Below are 22,050 nucleotides of genomic sequence, written 5' to 3' on the forward strand. Positions count from 1 at the left end.
CTACGCATTCTCCCGGATGCCCGCGAAGAGGTCGGACTCGGGGAGGGAAGTGTCCACGAGGGACTTCGCGAGCTCGTACTCCTCCGTCGGCCAGACCTCCTTCTGGATCTCCATCGGGACGCGGAACCAGCCGCCGTCGGGGTCGATCTGCGTGGCGTGGGCGATGAGCGCCTTGTCACGGATCTCGAAGAAGTCGGCGCAGGGCACGTGGGTGGTCAGGGTCCGCTCCTTGCGCTCGAACTCCTTCCACCGCTCCAGCCACTCGCCGTACGGGGATTCCAGGCCGCGGGCGAGCAGTGCCTCGTGCAGGGCGATGGTGCGCGGCTTGTTGAAGCCCTGGTTGTAGTAGAGCTTCTGCGGCTGGTACGCCGGGCCGAACTCGGCCTCGGGGTACTTCTCGGTGTCGGCCGCGTGATCGAAGGCCACCATCGTGATCTTGTGGGTCATGATGTGGTCGGGGTGCGGGTAGCCCCCGTTCTCGTCGTACGTGGTGACGGCCTGCGGCCGGAAGGCGCGGATCTTCTTCACCAGGCGGCCGGCCGCCTCGTCGACGTCGGCCAGCGCGAAGCAGCCGTCGGGCAGCGGCGGCAGCGGGTCGCCCTCGGGCAGCCCGGAGTCGACGTATCCCAGCCACTCCTGGTCGACGCCGAGGATCTCGCGCGCCTCGTCCATCTCCTTGGCGCGCACCTCGTGGATGTGCTCCTCGATGTACTTGTCGCCCTGGAGCTTGGGATTGAGGACGGAGCCGCGCTCACCACCCGTGCAGGTCACGACCAGCACGGACACCCCCTCGGACACGTACTTGGCCATGGTGGCCGCGCCCTTGCTCGACTCGTCGTCGGGGTGGGCGTGGACGGCCATCAGTCGAAGCTGCTCGGTCAAGACAGGATCCTCTTTGAGTCGTTCAGGCGGGCGCCTCCTATATTGAATCCTCCCCGATCCTGAGGGTCGGGGATTCCTGGCTCACGTTGGCTGTGGGCCTGCGGCCCCTCAGCTCTTACACGATCAGCACCAGCCGGGTTGAGACCAGCCCGGACCAGCATCACACGGGCGGAATTCTTGTCCCTGGGGGACACAGCTCCACACACGGTGCAGGTGTAGGTACGTTCCGAGAGAGGCAGTGCGTGCTTGGTTCTCGCTCCGCACTGCGCGCAGTCCATCGTGGTGTGCGCGGGATGGACCAGGTGCACGATACGCCCATGCTTGCGAGCCATGTTGATCAGCTCACGCTTGGTGGTGGAGATCGCAGCGTCGGCCGCTTTACCTGCCATGGCGGACTTGGCAAGGAACTTCGGGCGGAAGTCCTCCACAGCAAGGGCGTCGTGATCGCGGACGACCGTCTTGGCCCACTTTCGGGCGCCGTCCTGGCGTTGCCGGGCCACCTGCTTGTAGAGCTTCGCCGTCAATTTCCTCGCCGCCCGACAGCCCCTCGACCCGCGCCTGCCCTTCGCCGGTTTCCGGCGGGCCATCATCCGCTGATAGCGCGCGAGCCTGGCAGCGGCCTTCCTGCCGTGCTCGGCGTGCGGGAGGTCATGGGAGTCGCTCGTGGTGGTCGCGGTCTCCTTCACGCCCCAGTCGATCCCGATCACCGCGCCCGTTCCCGGGAGCGGCTCGGCTTCGGCGGGGACTACGAAGGACGCGTACCAGTGCCCGAGGGTGTCGCGGTAGATCCGCACGCTCGACGGGGCCGCCGGAAGTGCGCGGGACCACACCACGGTGAGGCTGATGCCGCCCGCAAGGTGCAGGCGGCCGTCCTTGATCCGGAAACCGCGCCGGGTGTAGTTCAGGCTCGGATCGGCCTTGGCCTTCTTCTTATACGTGGGCATTCCCGCCCGCTGCCGAATCGGCAATCGGGCCTTCGTGTCTTTCAAGGCCTTGGTGCGGGACTTCCCGAAGTCCCGCACCGACTGCTGCTGCGGAACGCTGCTGCCGTCACCCAACCAGGTGTTGCGGTTGCGGGCTTCAGTCAGCATCTTGTCCAGCCGAGCCGGACCGCACTCCTCATTCTCAGCCCGGGCCTTCCGCGACCGGGCACAGCATTCGTTCCAGACCCACCGGCACCGCGCCCACTCCCCCGACAACCCGGCGAGCGCGGTGGAAGACACGCGGAGCCGGTAGGTGAACCGAGCAAGCCCGGTCTCCTCCTTCTCCTGTCGTGCCGTCATGCGATCAACCTAACCGAGCCCACTGACAATGCCGGAAAGCGCAGATCACGGCAGGCGCGAAAGGAACCGGGGTACTCCGCGTCTACGATGGCGGGACCGCCCTCCCCCGGGCTGGGATTTCCGGTGTTCGCCCCCCTCGAAGGGAACGATCGATGAGCGCGGTACGCGAAGAGCTGCCCCAGGACCGCTACGGCCGGTCGGCGGACCAGCGTGCGGACCGCAAGCTCAAGATCATCGGTTCGGTTCTCGGAGCCGGGCTGCTGGGCATGGTCGGCTGGATCGGCTGGGACTACGTGGCCGGGCAGAGCGTGAGCGCCGAGGTCATCAAGTTCAAGGTCGTCTCCGACTCCGCGGTCGAGGTGCACCTGGAGGTCCGCAAGGGGGCCTCGGAGACCGGGGTGTGCACGCTGAGCTCGCAGGACGAGGGGCACGGCGAGGTGGGCCGCGCCGATTTCACCTTCGCGCAGAAGAGCGGGCGCGTGGACGAGATGGTCACGCTGAAGACCACCGGCAGGGCGACGATGATCGACCTGATCGGCTGTCGCGTGGCGGGTTCCGCGGGCTGACGCCGAGGCGTGCCCCGGCGGGCACGCGAGGAGCGCCCCGGCGGGCACGCGAGGGGTGCCCCGACGGGTGACTCCACGGGTGACCGGACGCAGTTCACACACTTGGCGTCCTCCCCCTTTTCTTCCCGAATTGTTAGGCTCGTGGTTTCGTCCGCCGCTGGCGGCTTTGTTGTCCCTGTACCGACGAGGAGCACCCGTGACCCAGACGAGCGAGAGCGTCACCTGGCTGACCCAGGCGGCGTACGACCAGCTGAAGGCCGAGCTGGAGTACCTCTCTGGTCCCGCACGGTCGGAGATCACGATCAAGATCGCGGCCGCCCGCGAGGAGGGCGACCTCCGTGAGAACGGCGGTTACCACGCGGCCAAGGAGGAGCAGGGCAAGCAGGAGCTCCGCATCCGCCAGCTCACGCAGCTGCTGGAGAAGGCCAAGGTCGGTACGGCTCCCGCCTCCGACGGCGAGGTGGCCCCCGGCACCCTGGTCAAGATCGCCTTCGACGGCGACGAGGACGACACCATGGAGTTCCTGCTGGCCTCGCGCGAGTACGCCTCCTCGGACTTCGAGACCTACTCCCCGCAGTCCCCGCTGGGCTCCGGTGTGATGGGCAAGAAGATCGGCGAGGACGCCCAGTACGAGCTGCCGAACGGCAAGCAGGCCTCGGTCAAGATCCTCGACGTCAAGCCCTTCACCGGCTGATCACCCCCTTTCTTTTCGCACGTCGCCCCGCCGAGCTGCTGCTCGGCGGGGCGAGGTGTTTTCCGGAGGGGGGACGGCTGCCTACGCCGTCGCCGAGCGGTACTTGCGTACGGCGAGGGTGCGGAACACCACGATGATCACAACGGACCAGAGCAGTGAGGCCCACACCGGGTGCTGCATCGGCCAGGCGTCCGACGGCGACACACCCGGGTTGCCGAAGAGTTCTCGGCAGGCCTGCACGGTCGCGCTGAAGGGGTTCCACTCCGCGATGGGCTGGAGCCAGCCCGCCATGTTCTCCGTGGGCACGAAGGCGTTGGAGATGAAGGTGACCGGGAACAGCCAGATCAGCCCGCCCGAGGTGGCCGCCTCCGGGGTCCGCACCGACAGGCCGATCAAGGCGCCGATCCAGGAGAAGGCGTAGCCCAGGAGCAGGAGCAGGAGGAAGCCCGCGAGCGCCTTCGGTACGCCCTCGTGGATGCGCCAGCCCACGAGGAGCGCCACGATCGCCAGGACGACCATGGTCAGGGCGGTCTGCACGAGGTCGGCGAGGGTGCGGCCGGTGAGGACCGCGCCGCGGGCCATCGGCAGCGACCGGAAGCGGTCGATCAGGCCCTTGTGCATGTCGTCGGCGATGCCCGCGCCGGCTCCGGCGGTGGCGAAGGTGACGGTCTGCGCGAAGATGCCGGCCATCAGGAAGTTGCGGTAGTCGCTGGCGCTGGTGGAGCCGCCGATCATCATCGAGCCGCCGAAGACGTAGCTGAACAGCACGACGAACATGATCGGCTGGATCAGCCCGAAGATGACCATCTCGGGGATGCGGGACATGCGGATCAGGTTCCGCTTGGCCATCACCAGGGAGTCGTTGACCCCCTGGACGATGCCGCCGCGCGGGCGGGGAGCCGCCGACTCCGGGGTCGTGGAGGTGAGGGTCACTTCGCCACCTCCTTACGGTCCTTGCGGCTGCCCGCCGACTTCGCGGCCTTCGCGGCCTTCGCGTCGGCGGGGGCCTCTCCGTTCTCCTCGGCGGCCAGTTCCGCCGCGTGGCCGGTCAGGGAGATGAACACGTCGTCCAGGGTGGGACGGCGCAGGCCGATGTCGTCGATCTCGATGCCGCGTCCGTCGAGTTCACGGATGACCTCGGCGAGCAGCTTGGCGCCGCCGGAGACCGGCACGGTCAGCTTGCGGGTGTGCTCCTCGACGGTGGTCTCGCCCTTGCCGAAGCCGGCGAGGACCTCGCGCGCGGTGGCTATGTGCTCGCGCTCGTGCACGACGACCTCGACGCGCTCGCCACCCGTCCGGGCCTTGAGCTCGTCGGAGGTGCCGCGCGCGATGACCCGGCCGTGGTCGACCACGGCGATGTCGTGCGCGAGGTGGTCGGCCTCCTCCAGGTACTGGGTGGTGAGGAGGAGGGTGGTGCCGCCGGCGACGAGTTCCTGGATGATCCCCCACAGCTGCTGACGGTTGCGCGGGTCGAGGCCGGTGGTGGGCTCGTCCATGAACATCACGGGCGGGCTGACCACGAGGGCCGCCGCGAGGTCGAGGCGCCTGCGCATGCCGCCGGAGTACGTCTTGGCGGTGCGGTCGGCGGCGTCGCCGAGGTTGAAGCGCTCCAGCAGTTCGTCGGCCCGGGCCTTCGCCGCCTTGGCGCCCATCTGGTAGAGCCGGCCGACCATTTGGAGGTTTTCCCGGCCGGTGAGGTATTCGTCGACGGCGGCGAACTGGCCGGAGAGGCCGATCGAACGCCGGACTTCGTTGGGGTGCTTGAGGACGTCGATCCCGGCCACCACCGCCTTGCCGCTGTCGGGCTGGAGGAGGGTGGTCAGGACGCGTACGGTCGTGGTCTTGCCCGCGCCGTTGGGGCCGAGCAGACCGAGGACCGTGCCTTCGGGTACATCGAGGTCAACGCCGTCCAGAGCCCGTACGTCGCCGAAGGTCTTGACCAGACCTTCGGCGTAGATGGCGCCTGGCATATGGGTACTCCCAGTGCGAATCGAACCGGTTGAATCGTGACATTCCTACGCGAATCCTATGGGCGCCGAGCCGACCTCGCTCGGCCGAACGGGCGACACCGTATCGCGTCATATCGCGTCTCGCCACCGGTTCGGGGCGGGGACCCTCGCGTCAGCTCATGACCTGCTAGCCCATGACCTTGTACCCCGCGCCGTGCAGCGCCCGCGCTACTTCCGCGCAGTGCTTCGGCCCCTTCGTCTCCAGGTGCAGCTCCACCTCCACCTCGGTGAGCCCCAGCCGCGGGTCCGTCCGCACATGGCTCACGTCCAACACGTTCGCATCCACCACTGACAACTCCCCCAGCAGACCGGCCAGTGCCCCCGGCCGGTCGGTCACCCGCAGCCGCAGCGACAGGTAGCGGCCGGCCGCCGCCATGCCGTGGCGCAGGATCCGCTGCAGCAGCAGCGGGTCGACGTTGCCGCCGGACAGCACGGCCACCACCGGGCCGTCGCCGTACAGTTCGGGCTCGCTCAGCAGCGCGGCCACCGGGCTGCACCCGGCCGGCTCGACCACCATCTTCGCCCGCTCCAGGCAGAGCAACAGCGCGCTGGAGAGCGCGTCTTCGGACACCGTACGGACGCCGTCGAGCAGCTCGCCAATGATTTTGAAGGGGATGTCGCCGGGCCGGCCCACCTTGATGCCGTCCGCCATCGTGTTCGGGTTGTCGATGGACACCGGGTGCCCGACCTTCAGCGAGGGCGGGTACGCGGCCGCGCCCGCCGCCTGCACTCCGATCACCCGGACGTCCGGGCGCAGCGCCTTCACCGCGACCGCCACCCCGGCGGCGAGCCCGCCGCCGCCGATGCCGACCAGGATCGTGCGCACCTCGGGGCACTGCTCCAGGATCTCCAGACCGACCGTGCCCTGGCCCGCGATGATGTCGCGGTGGTCGAAGGGGTGGATGAACACGGCGCCCGTGCGGTCCGCGTACTCCTGTGCCGCGGCCAGCGTCTCGTCCACGACCTGCCCGTGCATCCGCACCTCGGCGCCGTAGTCCTGGGTCGCGGCCACCTTCGGCAGGGGCGCCCCGACCGGCATGAACACGGTCGAGCGGACCCCGAGGAGGGAGGAGGCCAGTGCCACGCCCTGGGCGTGGTTGCCGGCGCTGGCGGCGACGACCCCGGCGGCCCGCTGCTCGGGGCGCAGGCCCGCGATGCGCACGTACGCCCCGCGCAGCTTGAAGGAGCCGGTGCGCTGGAGGTTCTCGCACTTGAAGTGGACCGGGGAGCCGGTCAGCGAGGAGAGGTACCGGCTGCCCTCCATCGCGGTCACCCGGGAAACGCCGGAGAGCATCTTCTGGGCCCCCCGGACGTCGTCGAGGATGACCTGCGGGACGGGCTGCGGCACTCGGTAGTTCATGCGGCCAGTCTCGCAGCCGGTCCGCCGCGCACTCCGCTGAGCTGGGCGGGACGGGTGAGCGGCGGGGCCGCGGGGGCGCTCGCGGCAGGGGCGCGGGAGCCGGGAGGGGCTGGAGGGGGCGGTGTGGGAGCCGGGAGGAAGGACGGGATGGAGGCGGGATGGAGCCCGGAGGAAGGCGGGCCCGAGCGGCGGAATCTCGCCATGCGGGACGGCTCGTAGTCGCCGTTTCAGCGCTGTCGTATCAGTTCTCGTACGAGGAGTACGAGCCGTCGCACGGCCGCGTACTCTGTCCCCCATCCTTGTCGGCCCCATGCGAAGAGAGCCCACGGCCATGCCCTCCACCCCGGCCAGTTCCGACCTGCCCGCGCCGGCCGGCGCGCCCGCCGAAGCCGGTCTCCTCGACGCGCTCCAGCACCAGGTGGCGGTCTTCGCCCGGCGCGCCGAGCAGACCCGCCTGGGCGGGGTGGGCCAGGCCCGCAACTCCATGGACCGGGCCGCGTACCTGCTGCTGAACCGGCTCGACCTGGAAGGCCCGATGGGCGTCAAGGCGCTCGCCGGCGGGATGGGCATCGACTCCTCCACCGTCACCCGCCAGGTCGCCCCGCTCGTCGACAGCGGCCTGGTCAAGCGGACCTCGCACCCCGAGGACGGGCGGGCCGTCGTGCTCGCGCTGTCCCCGCGCGGGCTGGCGCGGCTGGAGGAGGTCCGCTCCTCGCGGCGCGAGCTGATGGCCCGGGTGACGGACGGCTGGGACGAGCAGGAGCGCGAGGCGTTCACCGGTCTGCTGACCCGTTTCAACGTCTCGCTGTCCGAGCTGATGTCGGCCGGCTCCGAGCCCGGTTCCGAGGCCGGCCCCGCCTCCTAGGGCCGTCCCTGGCGCCCGACCCCTTCCGAGGCGGTCCCTCCGGCAGCAGTATGTGGTTGTGGACCACGGACCGGGCCCCTACGCGGAGTTCGAAGCCTTCGTCGCGGGTGCGGCGGGGCGGCTCCTGCGCGTCGCGATCCTGCTGACGGCGGAGCCCGCGACGAGCACGGCCGACGCACGGTCGGACACCCGGTCCGGCGATCCGGCAGGCGATCCGGCCGGCGATCAGGCCGGCGCCCCGGCTCCCTCCGACACCATCGCCGCGGCCGAAGCCCCCGCCGCGCGCGGGCTGCTCGGCGGCGCACTGGCCCGTACGTACGCGAACTGGCGCAGGCTGCGCGGGGACGACCCGTACGACCACACCCGCCAGGAGCTGTGCGCCGCCTTCGCCCGCACCGGCCGCCGCCACCACGGGGGCAGCGGGGTGCTCGGGCGGCTGTCCCCGCTGGAGCGGCTCGTCGTGGTGCTGCGGCTCTACGAAGGGGTCGCGGAGGAAGTCACGGCCGCGCAGCTGGGGCTGGCGCCCGAGCGGGTGCGGGCCCTGTGCGACCGGGCCGTCGCCCAGCTGCGCGTACGCCCCTCGGCCGCCCCCGGTCCCCGGCCGGACGCCCGCCGCAAGGAGGCGGCATGAGTCGCCCCGATCCCAGGGAAGACCAGGTCAAGCGACTGCTGGAGGGCCCGTACCCGGTGGTGCCGCCCGATCTGGCGGCGGGCGCGGCCGCGCGCGGCGACCGGCTGCTGCGCCGCCGCAGGGCCGTGCAGCGGGCCGGCTGGGCCCTGCTGTGGGCGGTGGTGGTGGCCTTCGTGGTGTGGGCCTCGCTGACCGGCGCCTGGTCGACGCCTTCGAGCGAGGTCTCCCCGCCCTGGTAGGACGGGGAGACCCGGTGCGTGCGGCGTACGGGCCGGCTAGCCCAGCGCCTGCGCGAGGTCGGCCAGCAGGTCGTCGGCGTTCTCGATGCCGACCGACAGGCGGACCAGGTCGCCCGGGACCTCCAGGGCCGAGCCGGCCACCGAGGCGTGGGTCATGCGGCCCGGGTGCTCGATGAGGGACTCGACGCCGCCGAGGGACTCGCCGAGGGTGAAGATCTTGGTCCGGTCGCAGAGCGCGACGGCCTCCTCCTCGCCGCCGGTGACGCGGAAGGAGATCATGCCGCCGAAGTTGCGCATCTGCTTGGCGGCGATCTCGTGGCCCGGGTGCTCGGGCAGGCCCGGGTAGAGGACCGTGTGGACCTTCGGGTGGCGCACCAGCATCTCGGCGATCTTGCCCGCGTTCTCCGCGTGCCGGTCCATGCGGACGGCCAGCGTCTTGATGCCGCGCAGCACCAGCCAGGAGTCGAAGGGACCGGCCACCGCGCCCATGGCGTTCTGGTGGTAGGCCAGTTCCTCGCCCAGCGCCGCGTCCGCGGCGACGAGCGCGCCGCCGACGACGTCGGAGTGGCCGCCCATGTACTTGGTCAGCGAGTGCACGACCACGTCCGCGCCGAGCGCGAGGGGCTGCTGCAGGTAGGGGGACGCGAAGGTGTTGTCCACGACCAGCTTGGCGCCGGCCGTCCGCGCGATGTCGGCGACGACGGCGATGTCCGTGATGCCGAGCAGCGGGTTGGAGGGGGTCTCGACCCAGATGACCTTGGTCTTCGGGGTGATCGCCGCGCGCACCGACGCCGGGTCGGAGGTGTCGGCGACCGACCACTCGACGCCCCAGCGGGAGACGACCTTGGCGAAGAGGCGGAAGGTGCCGCCGTACGCGTCGTTCGGGATGACCACGTGGTCGCCCGGGGAGAGCAGCGTACGCAGCAGGCAGTCCTCGGCGGCGAGCCCGGACGCGAAGGCGAGGCCGCGCCGGCCGCCCTCCAGCGCCGCGAGGTTCTCCTCCAGCGCGGTACGGGTCGGGTTGCCGCTGCGGCTGTACTCGTAGCCGCCGCGCAGTCCGCCGACGCCGTCCTGCTTGTACGTGGACACCTGGTAGATCGGGGGTACGACCGCGCCGGTCAGCGGGTCCGCCGTATTGCCCGCGTGGATGGCGCGGGTCTCGAAGCTCTGGTGCTCGTGGCTGTCGTCGCTCATGAACCCGATGCTATGCCCCGTCCGGCCCCCGCGCGGCCCCGCCTCCGGGGTGCGAACAGGGGTCCGCGAAGGGGGCCGGGGAGGGGCCCGGGGAGGGGTCTGCGGAGGGGCCCGGGCGGAAGACCGATTCGCGTCCTCCTTTGCCTCCTATTGGCCATTCCCGGGGTGGGTCTGGTTCGCTGGGGGGATGGAGATTCTGTGGTTCCTGCTCGCTATGGCGCTGCTCTTGGCCGCCGTCGGACCGATCCTGCGGCGCAGGCGCGGCGGACTGCGCTTGGTCGCGCCCGAGAGCCCGGACGCCGCCGACCCGGCGGACTACGGATTCGCCCTCCAGGAAGAGCTCGACATCAGGGTCCCCGGCCCCGACCAGGACCTCATGGACGCCCTCGATCACGTGCGGCGGACCGGGCAGTGGCAGGCCGCCTCCCAGCTGCTGGCCGGCACCTCCCGGGACGGCGAGGTGCGCTGGCAGCGCGTCCAGGCCTTCGCCGGCTCGGCGGCGCTGGAGCTCTCCCAGGAGCCCGGGGCCGGGGCGCGGTGGCTGAAGGCGTGGCGGCTGGAGGCCCCGAAGGACGCGGGCGGCGCGCAGGTGCACGCCGAGCTGCTGGCGCAGCAGATGTGGCGGCGCCCGGAGGGCATGAGCGAGGCCGACGTACGGATCATCGCGGAGGAGGCCCGGGAGTCCTGCCAGAGGGCCGCGCTGCTCGCCCCGGGCGACCCGGTCCCGTACATCGTCGAGCTGTCCGTGGCCCGCATGCTGCACTACTCGGAGCCCGAGTACGACGCCCTGTGGGCGAAGATCATCGACCGGGCGCCGCAGCACATGGGCGCGCACCTGGCGGCGCTGAACTACTGGTGCGAGAAGTGGCACGGCTCCCGGGAGAAGGCCGACGCCTTCACCCACCACGCGGCGGCCCGCGCCCCGCAGGGCTCCCTGCTGGCGGCGCTGCCGCTGTTCGCGCTCTACGAGCACGTCCCGGACGTCGTCCTGATCCGCAGCTTCCACCAGAGCGCGTCCGTGACCCGGGCGGTGGAGGGCGCGCTGTACGCGGTCCACAGCACGCGTCCCGACGACCCGATGCTGGCGCACGTACGCCACCTGCTCATCCTCTTCCTGGTCGGCGGCGAGCGCTGGGCGGAGGCGATGGACCAGATCCGCCACGTCGACGGCTACGTGGGCGCCCTCCCCTGGTCCGCCGACCCGGACCCGGCGGCCTCGTACGCCGTCTACCGCGCCCTGGCGGTGGCCGGCTACGAAGCCAACGGCGGCTCCCCGGCGACGCTGCCGCACTGACTCCTTCTCGACGCGTCCCTCGCACCGCTGCGCGGGCTTCGGGCCGCTGCGCCGGACTCCGTCCGGCGGGGGGCGCCCCACGGCGCCGCGACCCGGCGGCGACGCGGCGACGCGGCGACGGGAATCCGGACCCGCCGTCCGCCGTTACCGGTAGACCACTAGGAGGGAATCCATGTTCTCGTACCGCCGCACGCCCGAGCTCCCCACCCGCGAGGAAGCCCTGACCGGCCGCGCGGAGCCGCTCTTCGCACTGCCCGCCGTACACACCGTGCTCGGCAACCCCCTCGCGGGCCCGTACCCCGCCCACCTCCAGGTCGCGGACTTCGGCCTCGGCTGTTTCTGGGGCGCCGAGCGCAAGTTCTGGCAGACCCCGGGGGTGTGGACCACCCTGGCCGGCTACCAGGGCGGCTTCACCGAGAACCCGACCTACGAAGAGGTCTGCTCGGGCGGCACCGGCCACACCGAGGTGGTCCGGGTCGTCTTCGACCCCTCCCTGGTCTCCTACGAGGTCCTGCTCAAGCTGTTCTGGGAGTCCCACGACCCCACCCAGGGCTTCCGCCAGGGCGGCGACGTCGGCACCCAGTACCGCTCGGCGGTCTACACCCACTCCCCCGCCGCCCAGGCCACCGCCGAAGCCTCCCGCGAGGCCTACCAGCGCGTCCTGACCGCCTCCGGCCACGGCACCATCACCACGGCCGTCCTCCCGGCGTCGGAACGCCCCTTCTGGCCCGCGGAGGGCTATCACCAGCAATATCTGGACCGCAACCCCGGCGGCTACTGCGGCATCGGCGGCACGGGCGTGAGCTGCCCCATCGGCGTCGCCGGGGCCCCCGGGGAGTGAGCGACACCCCGCTCCCCGACCCCGCGCACGAGCGGCTGACCCGGCTCTGGCAGGCCCACAGGCCTGCCGGGCCGGTGCTGCCGTGGGAACTGAAGACGGTGTACAGGGACCGTTGGGTGCGCTTCCACAGCCTGCCGGAGTCCAAGCGCTACGCGGAGGACGAGGCCGAGTACGCGGTCCTCCTCAACCGGTACAACGCAGTCCTCGACGAACTCTTCGCGGGCTGCGAGGCATACGTGGTGACCACCGACTGGGCCGACCCGTCCGAGCCGACGGCCTACTCGGCGCACCGCACCGCCCTCCATCCGGAGGGCACCATGTGGACCACCCTGGACGACACCGACGACCCGGACCCGGACTTCCACACCCGCTGGTACTACTACGCCGACCGCCGCCCCTGGCGGCGCGGCTGCCTCGACCCGCTGCTCCGCGCCGTCGCCGACGACACGCTGCCGGGCATCTTCGTGACGGACACCGAGTTCACCCGTATCCACCACCCGTACGACGGCGGTGCGGACGTCGTCCTCGCCACCTCCGAGGAACGGGACCGGATGCGCGACCGACACTCCTCCTGGCTGTCCACACACCCCTCGGGGTACTGATCTCCCCCGTCAGTCCCGCCACTTCGGAACCAGCAGATCAGGGTTGAACGGGCGTCGGCCTCCGCCTCCCACTGGCAACACGAGCACCGCGTGCAGTACTTCCCTGATCAGGACGCGCTTCTGCCCGAGTTCGAGCCTGCCCGAGGTCCAGCGCTCACGTACATCGCCCGTCACCTCGGCGGCCCGCTGCCTGCGCAGAACGTGACACGTCCTGTCCGCACGGAGTTCCTTGACACGCGCCTCCATCTTCTGGTTCTCGGGGAAGAACAGTTCATCCGAGACCTGGTCTTCCTGCCATGCCTGGAGAAGATTGCGCTGCTTGGCCATCAGACGGGCCAGCTCTTCCTCCCCTCCCCACCGTTCGTCGGCGCGCGTCGCCCTGGCTGCCCTCTCTTCCAACTTTGCGAGTACGGCCTCCGTAATGAATTCATCAATCTTGGCGCCGTTCCTTCCGGTGCCCCCACATCCGCCCATTTCCTTACTGGGACATTGGTAGAGGTAACCCCCGGAGAGGTCCGCTCGTACGGTCGCCCGAAGGGGCGAATTACAGATCTGCCCGTCCTCGCGAGGCTTTCCGCATCGGAGGATTCCCGTCATCAGGTACGAGGGGGTCCGGTAGTCCGTGACCGACCCGTCAACTTTCATGTTGGGGCCGACGCGGGCCGAGAAGACGGCGTCGATGGCCGCCCACTCCTTGGGGGTGATGACGGCCTCCCAGAGACCCACGACGGGAACGCCGTTGGCATGACGCACCAGCTCACCGTTGTGCTTCCGCCACCCGCACAACCTCGGGTTCCACAACGCGAGTTTGAGGGAACGGCTCGCCCATTCCTTGCCGTTGATCGTGCGGACGCCGGCCTCACGCCACTCGCGGAGGATCGAGTGCAGGGACTTGCCCGCGATCACCTCACGGGCGCCCTTCGCCAGCCACGCCGCTTCCTCGGGCTCCAGCGTCAGCTTGTCGTTCTGCCACCCGAAGGGGCGCTTCCCGCCCACCGGGATACCCAGCTCCGCGCGAGCGCGGTGTGAACGGCGCGCCCGCCGCTGCATCTTGCGCACCTCCATCTTGGAGATGACGACACCGAAGAGCCCCATGGACTCCACGTCCTCGCTATAGAGGTTCTTCGACCCCTTGGCGTCCGCGTAGAGCCGTCCCTCCTCGTACGTGAGCGCATCCACGAACCGCTCGTAGTCGCCTGCGCGGCGCGCTAAGCGGTCGTCCGCGACGACGATGACGCCGCGTACGGGCTGCCCGTCCGGCAAGTGGCCCGACTTGAGCGCCTTCATCATGGCCTCGAAGTCCGGACGCACCACCCCCGCCTTTGCCGCCGACAGGTCGCTGTCGGAGTAACGGTGCACGATCGTCCAGCCGAGACGCGCTGCCGTCTCGCCATTCACCTTGTGCTGGTCCTCGACGCCGTGACCGTCCCCGGCCGTGTCGGCGGAGATACGCGCGTACGACACGACCGGGCTTACCGGTGCCGCTTCGCTCACTTCCCACCCTCCATAACTAAGGGTTACCGAGCATACGCAAAGAGGAGTGGTGCTAACGGCAGTACTTGGACAAGAATCCCGGCGGCGACTGCGGCATCGGCAGCACGGGAGCCCCGGACCCCCGCTGCGTGCGGGGGTCCGGGGCTCCATGTGTTTCAGGGCCGCCGTCAGACCACCGTCACCCGCGCCGACGCCCACGAGGTGTGGTCGAAGGCGGAGTTGGCGTTGGCGTCCTCCACCACCAGGTGGAGGAGGCGGATGCCGCGTACGTCCACGTCGAGCGCCGTCGGGCCCGAGGCGCCGGTCAGGGTGCCCGTCGTGGCGAGGACGCGCCCGTCGCCGCGCACGGTCGCGCGGGTGGCTCCGGACGCCGACTGCTTCTTCGAGAAGTCGTCGATGCCGACCAGGGCCGTGAAGCGGTTCCCGCGGCCGCCCAGGTGGTAGACGATCTCCGACGGGGCGTGCACGCCGAGGCCCTTCGCGTACGTGACCCCGCCGAAGGCGATCGGGGTGCCGTCGCCCGCCGCCTGCTTGCCGTTGGAGCGGTCGATCTCGACCGGGCCCCAGCCGTTGGCCGCCGAGACCCAGGGAAGGTCGCTGAGGTAGCTGTCCTGCGTGGGCGGGGCCGGCAGGGGCGTGTATCGGGTGGGTGCCGTGAAGCCGAGGGAGGACGAGGTGGTGGCCCGCGGAACGAGGAGCACGGGTGCGGGCACCGCCGGGGGCGGGGTCAGCCGCCACGTCGTGGTCAGGGACTCGCCCGGGCCGAGGGAGAGCGCGGTCGTCGCCGTCGTCGCGGTGGCCGTCCAGCCCGCCGGGAGCGGGAGGGTGACGCGGACGTCCGGCCAGGGGCGGGTCGTACCGTTCGCGACGGTCGTGGTGAGCGTCGAGGCGACGGCGTCGACGACCGCCGTCAGGCCCCACGGGCGGCGCACGTACGTATCCGCCCAGGAGGAGCGCAGGAGGGCCGTCAACGCCGAGACCACCGACGGGTTCTTCGCCGCCACGTCGTTCTTCTCGCCGAGGTCCGCCGACAGGTCGTAGAGCTCGAAGTCCCACTTCGAATCCGCCACCGTCCGGTCCCGCGCCGGGGCGAACCGTACGGCCTTCCACCGGTCCTTGCGGATGGCCTCCGCGACCTGCTTCGCCCGGCCGCCGTCCTGGGTGTTGGCCCGGCTGGTGACGCCCTGCTCGTCCCGGTACCAGTACAGGTGGTTGTGGAGGGGAGCCAGGGCGGGGGCGCCGTTCAGGACGGGGGCCGCCGAGAGCCCGTCGATGTCCGAGGGGGCCGGGGCGCCGCCCGCCAGGTCGGCGAGGGTGGGCAGGAGGTCGTAGAGCGGGGTGGGGCGGGCGCTGGTGGTGCCGGGGGCGATCCGGCCCGGGGACCAGGCGACGAGGGGGACGCGGACGCCGCCCTCGTACAGGTTGCGCTTGTAGCCGCGCAGCGGACCGTTGGCGTCGAAGAGGTCCGGGTTCACCCCGCCCTCCTCGTGCGGGCCGTTGTCGGAGGCCACCAGGACGACCGTGCGCTCCGCGATGCCCCGCGCCTTCAGCCGGTCGACGACGGCGCCGACCTGCGCGTCGAGGAGGCTGATCTGCGCCGCGTGCGACTTGTTCGCCTGCGTCCAGGACCGGTCCGCGTAGGCGCTCGCGTCGGGGATCTCGCTCGGGGCATGCGGCAGGTTCGGGGTGAGGAAAAGCAGGAAGGGGGCGGCGCCGGCGGCGTGGGCGTCGATGAAGCCGAGGGCGCGCGCGGCGATCGCGTCGGGGGCGAAGGTGCCCGTCGGGACGGTCTCCTTGGCGTTGCCGTTCCAGAGGTACGCCGGGTAGTACTGGTGGGCGTGGCTGTGGTCGATGTACCCGTAGAACTCCTCGAAGCCCCGCGCGCCCGGGTGGCTCGGCTGGTCCCCGGCCTCCGGTCCGAAGCCCCACTTGCCGAAGAGGCCCGTACGGTAGCCGCGCGCCCGGAGCACCTCCGCGAAGGTGGTGTCGCCGGTGCCGAGGCTGCCCTGGCCGCCGCTGGAGGGGTTGGCCCGGACGGCCGCGTGCCCGGTGTGCAGGCCGGTCAGCAGCGCGGCGCGGGAGGGCGCGCAGACGGCGGCCGCGGAGTAGGCGTCGGTGAACCGGAGCCCTTCGGAGGCGAGCTGGTCGATGCGCGGGGTGCTGATCAGCTTCTGGCCGTACGCGCCCAGGTCGCCGTAGCCCAGATCGTCGGCCAGGATCACCACGAGGTTCGGCGGACCCTCCGCCCCGGCGGCGGCCGCCTGAGCGGGCCGGACGGCCTGCGGGAGGGCCGCGAGGCCGACGGCGGCGGCCGCGGAACCCGCGAGGAAATGGCGGCGGCTGGACATCTCGAACTCCCCTGTGGCTGAAGGCTGCTGGGAAGATCGTCCGCGTGGACGGCCGCCGGGACCATGCACGGAGCATGAAAAGCGTGTGACGGCGGCCCCCGGGGCGATGTGCACCCCGGGGGCCGCGTCAGGCATCGGTGTCAGGCGCCGGCGTCAGACGCCGGTCCGGTCAGGCGACGGTTTCGGACTCCGGTCCGGTCAGATGGTCGAGGTGTCGATGACGAAGCGGTAGCGGACGTCGCCCGACTGGACGCGCTCGTAAGCCTCGTTGACCTCATCGGCACGGATCAGCTCGATGTCCGCACCGAGCCCGTGCTCCGCGCAGAAGTCGAGCATCTCCTGCGTCTCGGCGATCCCGCCGATCATCGAGCCGGCCAGGGTCTTGCGGCCGCCGATGACGGAGAACAGGTTCAGCGAGACCGGCTCCTCCGGGGCGCCGACGTTCACCAGGGCCCCGTCCACCTTGAGCAGGCCCAGGTAGGCGTCGAGGGCGAGTGGCGCGGAGACGGTCGACACGATCAGGTCGAAGCGGCCGGCCAGCTCCTTGAAGGTGGCCTCGTCGCTCGTCGCGTAGAAGTGGTCGGCGCCCAGCTTGAGGCCGTCCTCCTGCTTGCGCAGGGTCTGCGAGAGGACGGTGACCTCGGCGCCGAGCGCGTGGGCGATCTTGACGCCCATGTGGCCGAGGCCGCCGAGACCGACGACCGCGACCTGCTTGCCGGGGCCGGCCTTCCAGTGCTTGAGCGGGGAGTACAGGGTGATGCCGGCGCAGAGCAGCGGGGCGGCGATGTCGAGGGCGAGGCCGTCGGGGATGCGGACGGTGTAGTTCTCGTCGACGACCACGTGCGTGGAGTAACCGCCGTACGTGGGCTCGCCGTTCTTGTCGAGGGAGTTGTACGTGCCGGTCATGCCCTTGGCACAGAACTGCTCCTGCCCGGCGAGGCACTGCTCGCACTCGCGGCAGGAGTCGACGAAGCAGCCGACGCCCACGCGGTCACCGACGGCGAACTTGGTCACTCCGGAGCCGACTTCGGTGACGACACCGGCGATCTCGTGGCCCGGGACCATGGGGTAGATGCCCTCGCCCCAGCCGTCGGTGACCTGGTGGATGTCGGAGTGGCAGATGCCGGCGAACTTGATGTCGATGAGGACGTCGTGCGCGCCGACCGGACGGCGCGGGACGGTGATGCGCTCCAGCGGGGCCTTGGGCGCGGGAGCGGCGTAGGCGGCGACCTGGGTGACGGACACGGTGGGGCTCCTCGGAAACTTCTGTGCGGGACTGCCTGTGTCCACAGCCTGCACTCTCCCGCCCGGGACACCCATCCCCCTGCCCTGCCTAGGTCTGCCAGACCTACCCTTGGCGGGGTCAGGATGAGGCCCCCGGCCTGCGCCCCCGCGCGGGGATACTGGGGTAATGGACCAGCTTGATCAGCGAGCCGAGCTCGGCGAGTTCCTGCGTTCCCGGCGGGCCCGCCTGCGCCCCGAGGACGTGGGCCTGCCCGACTACGGGCGCCACCGCCGCGTCCCCGGCCTGCGCCGCGAGGAGCTGGCGCAGCTGGCCGGGGTGTCGGTGGCGTACTACACCCGGCTGGAGCAGGGCCACGGCCAGAACGTGTCGGCGGAGATCCTCGACGCCATCGCGCGGGCCCTGCGCCTGGACGGTACGGAGCGCGCGCACCTGAGCCACCTGGCCGGCCCCAAGCCGCGCAAGCGCCGCCAGGCCCCGCGCCCCCAGCAGGTCCGGCCGGAGCTGCGGACGCTGCTGGACGCGATGGACGGCGTACCCGCGTACCTGGTCGGGCGGCGCCAGGACGTCATCGGCTGGAACAGGCTGGCCGCGGCGGTCTTCGGCGACTTCGGGAAGCTCCCGGCGCAGGAGCGCAACCTCGTGCGGCTGGTGTTCCTGGACCCGGCGACGGCGGAGCTGTACGCGGACTGGGAATGCCGGGCGTGCGAGGTGGTGAGCAATCTGCGCGTGTACGCCGGGCAGTTCCCCGACGACGAACGGCTGTCCGCGCTGGTCGGTGAACTGTCCGTCAAGAACGAGGAGTTCCGCCGGTTGTGGGCCGCCCACACGGTGGCCGACAACAAGATCCACGGCGTCAAGCGACTGCGCCACCCGCTGGTCGGCGACATCCAGCTCTCCTTCGAGACCCTGGCCCTCCCGGACGACCCGGCGCAGTTCCTCGTCACCTACCACGCGGCCCCGGGCTCCCCCTCGGCCGACGCCCTCAGCCTCCTCGCCTCCTGGTCCGCGTCCCCCGCCACCCCCACCCCCGACCGGGAGTCCGACCGGGACCGGGATCACGCCCCGGGCCCCGTCGGGGAATCCGCTCCGTAGGACACCCGGCACCCCCGGCGCACCGAGCACACCGGGCACACCGGGCACCCCCCGGCCGCCCTCGCCCGGCCTAGAGGTGCAACTGGAAGTACCCGACCGCGCGTTCGCGCCGGTAGCCCAGCGCCGCGTTGACCGCGAGCATCGGGGTGTTGTCGTCCGCCACCGAGGTGGCGATGGTGCGCAGGTCCGGGTGGCGGGTCGCCGCCTCCGCGAGCATGCGGAGCTTGACCGCGCGGCCGAGGCCGTGGCCCCGGTGGGCGGGGACCACCACGGTGTCGTACTGGAGCGCGCGCGGGCCGGCCGGATCGGGGAGGACCAGTTCCGTGTAGGCCGCGACCTCGCCGTCCGGGGTGACGGCGGCGACCGTGGTCAGTTCGCCTCCCCGGTCCAGGATCTTGCGGTGGGCCGCGTGCAGGCGCTCCGCCGTCCAGGTCTGGATCTGCTGGTCCAGCTCCCCCATCGGCGCGTCCTCCATCGCCCCGTGGGCCACGGCCACGGCCTGCGCCCGGTCGTCGGGCACCAGCCCGGGCCAGCAGTGCAGCTCGTAGCCGGGCGGGGTGGACGCGGACCCCGCCCGGGCGGACTGGGCGGCCTCCGCGGCCTTCGTCTCCTGCACCCACCGCGCCTCCCGTACGTCCTGGACGTACCAGGCCATCGACAGGACGTTCTCGAAGCCCACGGACTCGGCGAACGCCTGCCCCGGACCCCCCAGGTCCACCTCCGTCGCCACCGAGGTCCGGCCGTCCGCGAGCAGTTCCTCGCGGGCCCGCTCCCACAGGGCCGATCCCACACCGCGGCGCCGCGCGTCGGGCCGTACGGTCAGCTCGTCCAGGAACGCCGTGTGGTCGTTGGCGCCGTCGGTGAACAGGACCAGGGAGGCGACGGCGTCGTCCGTCGCCCAGTACAGCGAGCGCCCCCGCACCGAGGGCACCCGCAGCGCTCCGGCCACCTCCGTCCGGGAGGGCGGCGGAGTCCCCGGCAGGTCCGCCGTCCGGGCCGCGGCCAGGACGGCCCACCAGTGGTCGACCTCGGTGTCGGTCGGGGGTACGGAGAGCGGGGTGATCGTCATGATCCGGACCCTAAACCGGAGCGCGGCGGGGCGCGGTGGAGCGCCGCGGGCCGCGGTGGAGCGCTCAGACGTTTTCGGTGACGGTCACCTTCCCCCGGCGGATCGTCGCCACCCGCGGGGCCCGCTTCGCGAGCGCGCCGTCGTGGGTGACCATGACGAGGTCAGTCCGTGCTCCTTCCACAGTCCTTCGAGCAGTTCCATGACCTCGTCGCGCATGGACTCGTCGAGGTTGCCGGTCGGTTCGTCGGCCAGCAGCACCTTCGGCCGCTTCACCAGCGCCCGTGCGATGGCCACGCGCTGCTGCTGGCCGCCGGACATCTCCCCGGGCAGGTGGCCCATGCGCTCGCCGAGGCCCACGGAGTCCAGCGCCTCGGCGGCCCGGTCGCGCCGCTCGCGGGCCTTGAGGCCGAGCGGGACGAGGGCCGTCTCGACGTTCTCCTGGGCGGTGAGCGTCGGGATCAGGTTGAAGGACTGGAAGACGAAGCCGATGCTCTCCGCGCGGACCCGGGTGAGGCGGGATTCGGAGACGGTGGCGAGGTCGAGTCCGTCGAGGACGATCTGCCCCGCCGTCGGGCGGTCCAGGGCGCCGAGCATCTGCAGCAGGGAGGACTTGCCGCCGCCGGTGGGTCCCTGGATGACGAGCCGGCCGCCGTCCTCGATGGTCAGGTCGACGCCGGCGAGCGCGTCGATGGATTCCTTGCCGCGCCGGTAGCGCTTGGTGACACCGGTCCGTACCGAGGCCGTAGAGCGACTGGACGACCCGGCCCGTGGGTGCGCCATACCCGCCGAGACGGAGGTGACGACGATGACGAGGGCGATGTCCAAGGTGAGTCCGGAGGCAACGACGAGCGCCGCCCTCCTGTGGCAGCGCAACTCGCGCCGGAGGTAGTTGAATCCTCCCTTCCCTGAGGGGAGGGGATTCCTGCCTCACGCTGCCTGCCAGCCCGACGGACTGACAGGTCTTCCACGATCGACGGCAGCCGGGTTGAGACCAGCCCGGACCAGCATGACGTGGGCGGAGTTCCTGTCCCTGGGGGATACGGCTCCGCACACGTTGCAGGTGTAGGTACGTTCTGAGAGAGGTAGTGCGTGCTTGGTTCTCGCTCCGCACTGCGCGCAATCCATGCTGGTGTGCGCGGGATGAACAAGACGCACGACGCGCCCGTGCTTGCGCGCCATGGCGATCAGCTCACGCTTGGTCGCGCCGATCGCCGCGTCGGCCGCCTTGCGGGCCATAGTCGACTTAGAGAGGAACTTCGGCCGAAAGTCCTCCACCGCCAGGGCGTCATGGTCACGGACCACGGTCTTGGCCCACTTCCGGCCGGTGTCCTGCCGCTGCCGGGCCACCTTCTTGTGGAGTTTCGCCGTCAGCTTCTTCGCCACCCGGTAGCCCCTCGAACCGGGCCTGCCCTTCGCCGGTTTACGGCGGGCCATCATCCGCTGATAACGGGCGAGCCTGACGGCCGCCTTCTTACCGTGCCCGGTGTGCGGGAGATCGTGGGCGTCGCTGGTGGTGGTCGCGATCTCCTTCACACCCCAGTCGATCCCGATCACCAGGCCCGTCTCCGAGAGCGGCTGCACTTCGGCGGGAACGACAAAGGACGCGTACCAATGGCCGAGGCTGTCACGGTAGATCCGCACCGACGACGGGTCCGCCGGGAGATCCCGGGACCACACCACCCTCAGGTTGATGCCGCCTGCAAGGTGCAGGCGGCCACCCTTGATCCGGAATCCGCGACAGGTGTAGTTCAGGCTCGGATCGGCATGGGCCTTCTTCTTGTACCTGGGCATCCCCGCCCGCTGCCGCATCGGCAACCGGGCTTTGACGTCCTTCAAAGCCTTGGCACGGGACTTCCCGAAGTCCCGAATCAGCTGCTGCTGCGGAACGCTGCTGCCCTCACCCAACCAGGTATTGCGGCTACGGGCTTCGGTCAGCATCGTGTCCAGCCGGGCCGGCCCGCACTTCTCATTCTCGGCATGGGCCTTCTTCGACCGGGCACAGCATTCGTTCCAGATCCACCGGCACCGGCCCCACTCACCCAACAACTTGGCGAGCGCGGTCGACGACACACGAAGCCGGTAGGTGAACCGGGCATAACCGGCACCATCCGCAGCGGCCGTTGTCGTCATGAAGCGACCGTAGCGCCGCACCCTTTGCGTCCATGCTCAAGTTCTCCGACGATCCCACGAACGAGTGACCGATCGCGCACGTACCGACCGGCAGCCCTCAACTCCGAGATCCCACACTCGCTGGAGTCCGCCTCCTGATCGCCGGATAGCCGAAGGATAAGAGTCGGATGGCGATCGGGAGCGGGAACGCGGACGGCGGGGAGCCCCCTGG

The 22,050-nt window shown here is 71.0% G+C and carries 20 protein-coding genes and 1 pseudogene; 9 read left to right on the forward strand and 12 right to left on the reverse strand.

Going from position 1 to position 22,050, the window contains the following annotated elements:
* The gene (gene mca, locus OG276_RS13220; protein ID WP_266905131.1) at nt 1-882 is read right to left on the reverse strand and encodes a mycothiol conjugate amidase Mca; all 882 of its coding nucleotides are present in this window, start codon (nt 880-882) and stop codon (nt 1-3) included.
* The gene (locus OG276_RS13225; RefSeq protein ID WP_266905133.1) at nt 879-2,165 is read right to left on the reverse strand and encodes a transposase; all 1,287 of its coding nucleotides are present in this window, start codon (nt 2,163-2,165) and stop codon (nt 879-881) included. The genes mca and OG276_RS13225 overlap by 4 nt, the downstream gene beginning before the upstream one ends.
* Before the next feature lie 152 nt (nt 2,166-2,317).
* Between OG276_RS13225 and OG276_RS13230 the strand changes: the two genes are divergently transcribed.
* Nucleotides 2,318-2,731 carry a DUF4307 domain-containing protein gene (locus tag OG276_RS13230; RefSeq protein WP_266905135.1) on the forward strand — a complete coding sequence of 138 codons (414 nt, stop codon included), beginning with the start codon at nt 2,318-2,320 and terminating at the stop codon, nt 2,729-2,731.
* Nucleotides 2,732-2,927: 196 nt separating this feature from the next.
* The gene (gene greA, locus OG276_RS13235) at nt 2,928-3,425 is read left to right on the forward strand and encodes a transcription elongation factor GreA (protein ID WP_266905137.1); all 498 of its coding nucleotides are present in this window, start codon (nt 2,928-2,930) and stop codon (nt 3,423-3,425) included.
* A gap of 81 nt (nt 3,426-3,506) precedes the next feature.
* Here greA and OG276_RS13240 read toward each other — a convergent pair whose 3' ends face one another.
* The 3 genes from OG276_RS13240 to ilvA form a co-directional block, all read right to left on the reverse strand.
* Nucleotides 3,507-4,358 (reverse strand): ABC transporter permease, encoded by an 852-nt coding sequence (locus OG276_RS13240; RefSeq protein ID WP_266905139.1) that lies wholly within the window; start codon nt 4,356-4,358, stop codon nt 3,507-3,509.
* Entirely contained in the window at nt 4,355-5,395 is a 1,041-nt protein-coding gene (locus OG276_RS13245; RefSeq protein ID WP_266905141.1) for an ATP-binding cassette domain-containing protein, read from the reverse strand. The genes OG276_RS13240 and OG276_RS13245 overlap by 4 nt, the downstream gene beginning before the upstream one ends.
* A 166-nt stretch (nt 5,396-5,561) precedes the next feature.
* Nucleotides 5,562-6,794, reverse strand: coding sequence for a threonine ammonia-lyase (ilvA, locus tag OG276_RS13250; RefSeq protein WP_266905143.1), 1,233 nt, complete (start codon nt 6,792-6,794; stop codon nt 5,562-5,564).
* A gap of 331 nt (nt 6,795-7,125) precedes the next feature.
* On the opposite strand from ilvA, the gene OG276_RS13255 reads away from it, so the two are divergent.
* From OG276_RS13255 to OG276_RS13265, 3 genes are read left to right on the forward strand one after another with little or no spacing between them, the layout of a single operon-like run.
* On the forward strand, nt 7,126-7,659 hold the full coding sequence (locus tag OG276_RS13255) for a MarR family winged helix-turn-helix transcriptional regulator (protein ID WP_266912767.1): 534 nt from the start codon (nt 7,126-7,128) through the stop codon (nt 7,657-7,659).
* A gap of 58 nt (nt 7,660-7,717) precedes the next feature.
* Complete coding sequence (locus OG276_RS13260) at nt 7,718-8,290, forward strand: sigma factor-like helix-turn-helix DNA-binding protein (RefSeq protein WP_266905145.1); 573 nt, start codon at nt 7,718-7,720, stop codon at nt 8,288-8,290.
* The gene (locus tag OG276_RS13265; RefSeq protein WP_266905147.1) at nt 8,287-8,529 is read left to right on the forward strand and encodes a hypothetical protein; all 243 of its coding nucleotides are present in this window, start codon (nt 8,287-8,289) and stop codon (nt 8,527-8,529) included. Before OG276_RS13260 ends, OG276_RS13265 begins: the two co-directional genes overlap by 4 nt.
* 36 nt (nt 8,530-8,565) lie before the next feature.
* Here the strand turns inward: OG276_RS13265 and OG276_RS13270 are convergent, their stop codons facing one another.
* Complete coding sequence (locus tag OG276_RS13270) at nt 8,566-9,723, reverse strand: cystathionine gamma-synthase (RefSeq protein WP_266905149.1); 1,158 nt, start codon at nt 9,721-9,723, stop codon at nt 8,566-8,568.
* Between the two features lie 187 nt (nt 9,724-9,910).
* On the opposite strand from OG276_RS13270, the gene OG276_RS13275 reads away from it, so the two are divergent.
* The 3 genes from OG276_RS13275 (at nt 9,911) to OG276_RS13285 (ending at nt 12,460) form a co-directional block, all read left to right on the forward strand.
* The gene (locus OG276_RS13275; protein ID WP_266905151.1) at nt 9,911-11,017 is read left to right on the forward strand and encodes a hypothetical protein; all 1,107 of its coding nucleotides are present in this window, start codon (nt 9,911-9,913) and stop codon (nt 11,015-11,017) included.
* A 172-nt stretch (nt 11,018-11,189) separates the two neighbouring features.
* The gene (msrA, locus tag OG276_RS13280; protein WP_266905153.1) at nt 11,190-11,858 is read left to right on the forward strand and encodes a peptide-methionine (S)-S-oxide reductase MsrA; all 669 of its coding nucleotides are present in this window, start codon (nt 11,190-11,192) and stop codon (nt 11,856-11,858) included.
* The gene (locus tag OG276_RS13285; RefSeq protein ID WP_266905155.1) at nt 11,855-12,460 is read left to right on the forward strand and encodes a hypothetical protein; all 606 of its coding nucleotides are present in this window, start codon (nt 11,855-11,857) and stop codon (nt 12,458-12,460) included. Before msrA ends, OG276_RS13285 begins: the two co-directional genes overlap by 4 nt.
* A 9-nt stretch (nt 12,461-12,469) precedes the next feature.
* Here the strand turns inward: OG276_RS13285 and OG276_RS13290 are convergent, their stop codons facing one another.
* The 3 genes from OG276_RS13290 to OG276_RS13300 all read right to left on the reverse strand — a co-directional run bounded on the left by OG276_RS13290 (nt 12,470) and on the right by OG276_RS13300 (nt 17,547).
* Nucleotides 12,470-13,954 carry a recombinase family protein gene (locus OG276_RS13290; RefSeq protein ID WP_266905157.1) on the reverse strand — a complete coding sequence of 495 codons (1,485 nt, stop codon included), beginning with the start codon at nt 13,952-13,954 and terminating at the stop codon, nt 12,470-12,472.
* 167 nt (nt 13,955-14,121) lie between these two features.
* Entirely contained in the window at nt 14,122-16,302 is a 2,181-nt protein-coding gene (locus OG276_RS13295; RefSeq protein ID WP_266905159.1) for a sulfatase-like hydrolase/transferase, read from the reverse strand.
* Between the two features lie 198 nt (nt 16,303-16,500).
* Nucleotides 16,501-17,547, reverse strand: coding sequence for an NAD(P)-dependent alcohol dehydrogenase (locus OG276_RS13300; RefSeq protein WP_266905161.1), 1,047 nt, complete (start codon nt 17,545-17,547; stop codon nt 16,501-16,503).
* A 166-nt stretch (nt 17,548-17,713) separates the two neighbouring features.
* Here OG276_RS13300 and OG276_RS13305 point away from each other — a divergent pair, with 166 nt between their 5' ends.
* Nucleotides 17,714-18,640, forward strand: coding sequence for a helix-turn-helix transcriptional regulator (locus tag OG276_RS13305; RefSeq protein ID WP_266905163.1), 927 nt, complete (start codon nt 17,714-17,716; stop codon nt 18,638-18,640).
* Between the two features lie 70 nt (nt 18,641-18,710).
* On the opposite strand, the gene OG276_RS13310 is transcribed toward OG276_RS13305, so the two are convergent.
* From OG276_RS13310 to OG276_RS13320, 3 genes and pseudogenes are all read right to left on the reverse strand, one after another.
* Nucleotides 18,711-19,709, reverse strand: a complete 999-nt coding sequence (locus tag OG276_RS13310; protein ID WP_266905165.1) for a GNAT family N-acetyltransferase — start codon at nt 19,707-19,709, stop codon at nt 18,711-18,713.
* A 64-nt stretch (nt 19,710-19,773) separates the two neighbouring features.
* A pseudogene (locus OG276_RS13315) lies at nt 19,774-20,489 on the reverse strand (ABC transporter ATP-binding protein).
* Between the two features lie 147 nt (nt 20,490-20,636).
* Nucleotides 20,637-21,839, reverse strand: coding sequence for a transposase (locus OG276_RS13320; RefSeq protein ID WP_266905167.1), 1,203 nt, complete (start codon nt 21,837-21,839; stop codon nt 20,637-20,639).
* Nucleotides 21,840-22,050: the final 211 nt, after the last annotated feature.

Origin of the sequence: Streptomyces sp. NBC_00086, assembly GCF_026343255.1 — a bacterium.
Lineage (GTDB): Bacteria > Actinomycetota > Actinomycetes > Streptomycetales > Streptomycetaceae > Streptomyces.

Bases quoted from the DNA above. Each gene is read 5' to 3' on its own strand.
- OG276_RS13225 (WP_266905133.1), bottom strand. From the start codon at position 2,165: ATGACGGCACGACAGGAGAAGGAGGAGACCGGGCTTGCTCGGTTCACC.
- OG276_RS13230 (WP_266905135.1), top strand. From the start codon at position 2,318: ATGAGCGCGGTACGCGAAGAGCTGCCCCAGGACCGCTACGGCCGGTCG.
- OG276_RS13245 (WP_266905141.1), bottom strand. From the start codon at position 5,395: ATGCCAGGCGCCATCTACGCCGAAGGTCTGGTCAAGACCTTCGGCGAC.
- ilvA (WP_266905143.1), bottom strand. From the start codon at position 6,794: ATGAACTACCGAGTGCCGCAGCCCGTCCCGCAGGTCATCCTCGACGAC.
- OG276_RS13255 (WP_266912767.1), top strand. From the start codon at position 7,126: ATGCCCTCCACCCCGGCCAGTTCCGACCTGCCCGCGCCGGCCGGCGCG.
- OG276_RS13265 (WP_266905147.1), top strand. From the start codon at position 8,287: ATGAGTCGCCCCGATCCCAGGGAAGACCAGGTCAAGCGACTGCTGGAG.
- OG276_RS13270 (WP_266905149.1), bottom strand. From the start codon at position 9,723: ATGAGCGACGACAGCCACGAGCACCAGAGCTTCGAGACCCGCGCCATC.
- OG276_RS13275 (WP_266905151.1), top strand. From the start codon at position 9,911: ATGGAGATTCTGTGGTTCCTGCTCGCTATGGCGCTGCTCTTGGCCGCC.
- msrA (WP_266905153.1), top strand. From the start codon at position 11,190: ATGTTCTCGTACCGCCGCACGCCCGAGCTCCCCACCCGCGAGGAAGCC.
- OG276_RS13295 (WP_266905159.1), bottom strand. From the start codon at position 16,302: ATGTCCAGCCGCCGCCATTTCCTCGCGGGTTCCGCGGCCGCCGCCGTC.
- OG276_RS13305 (WP_266905163.1), top strand. From the start codon at position 17,714: ATGGACCAGCTTGATCAGCGAGCCGAGCTCGGCGAGTTCCTGCGTTCC.
- OG276_RS13310 (WP_266905165.1), bottom strand. From the start codon at position 19,709: ATGACGATCACCCCGCTCTCCGTACCCCCGACCGACACCGAGGTCGAC.
- OG276_RS13320 (WP_266905167.1), bottom strand. From the start codon at position 21,839: ATGACGACAACGGCCGCTGCGGATGGTGCCGGTTATGCCCGGTTCACC.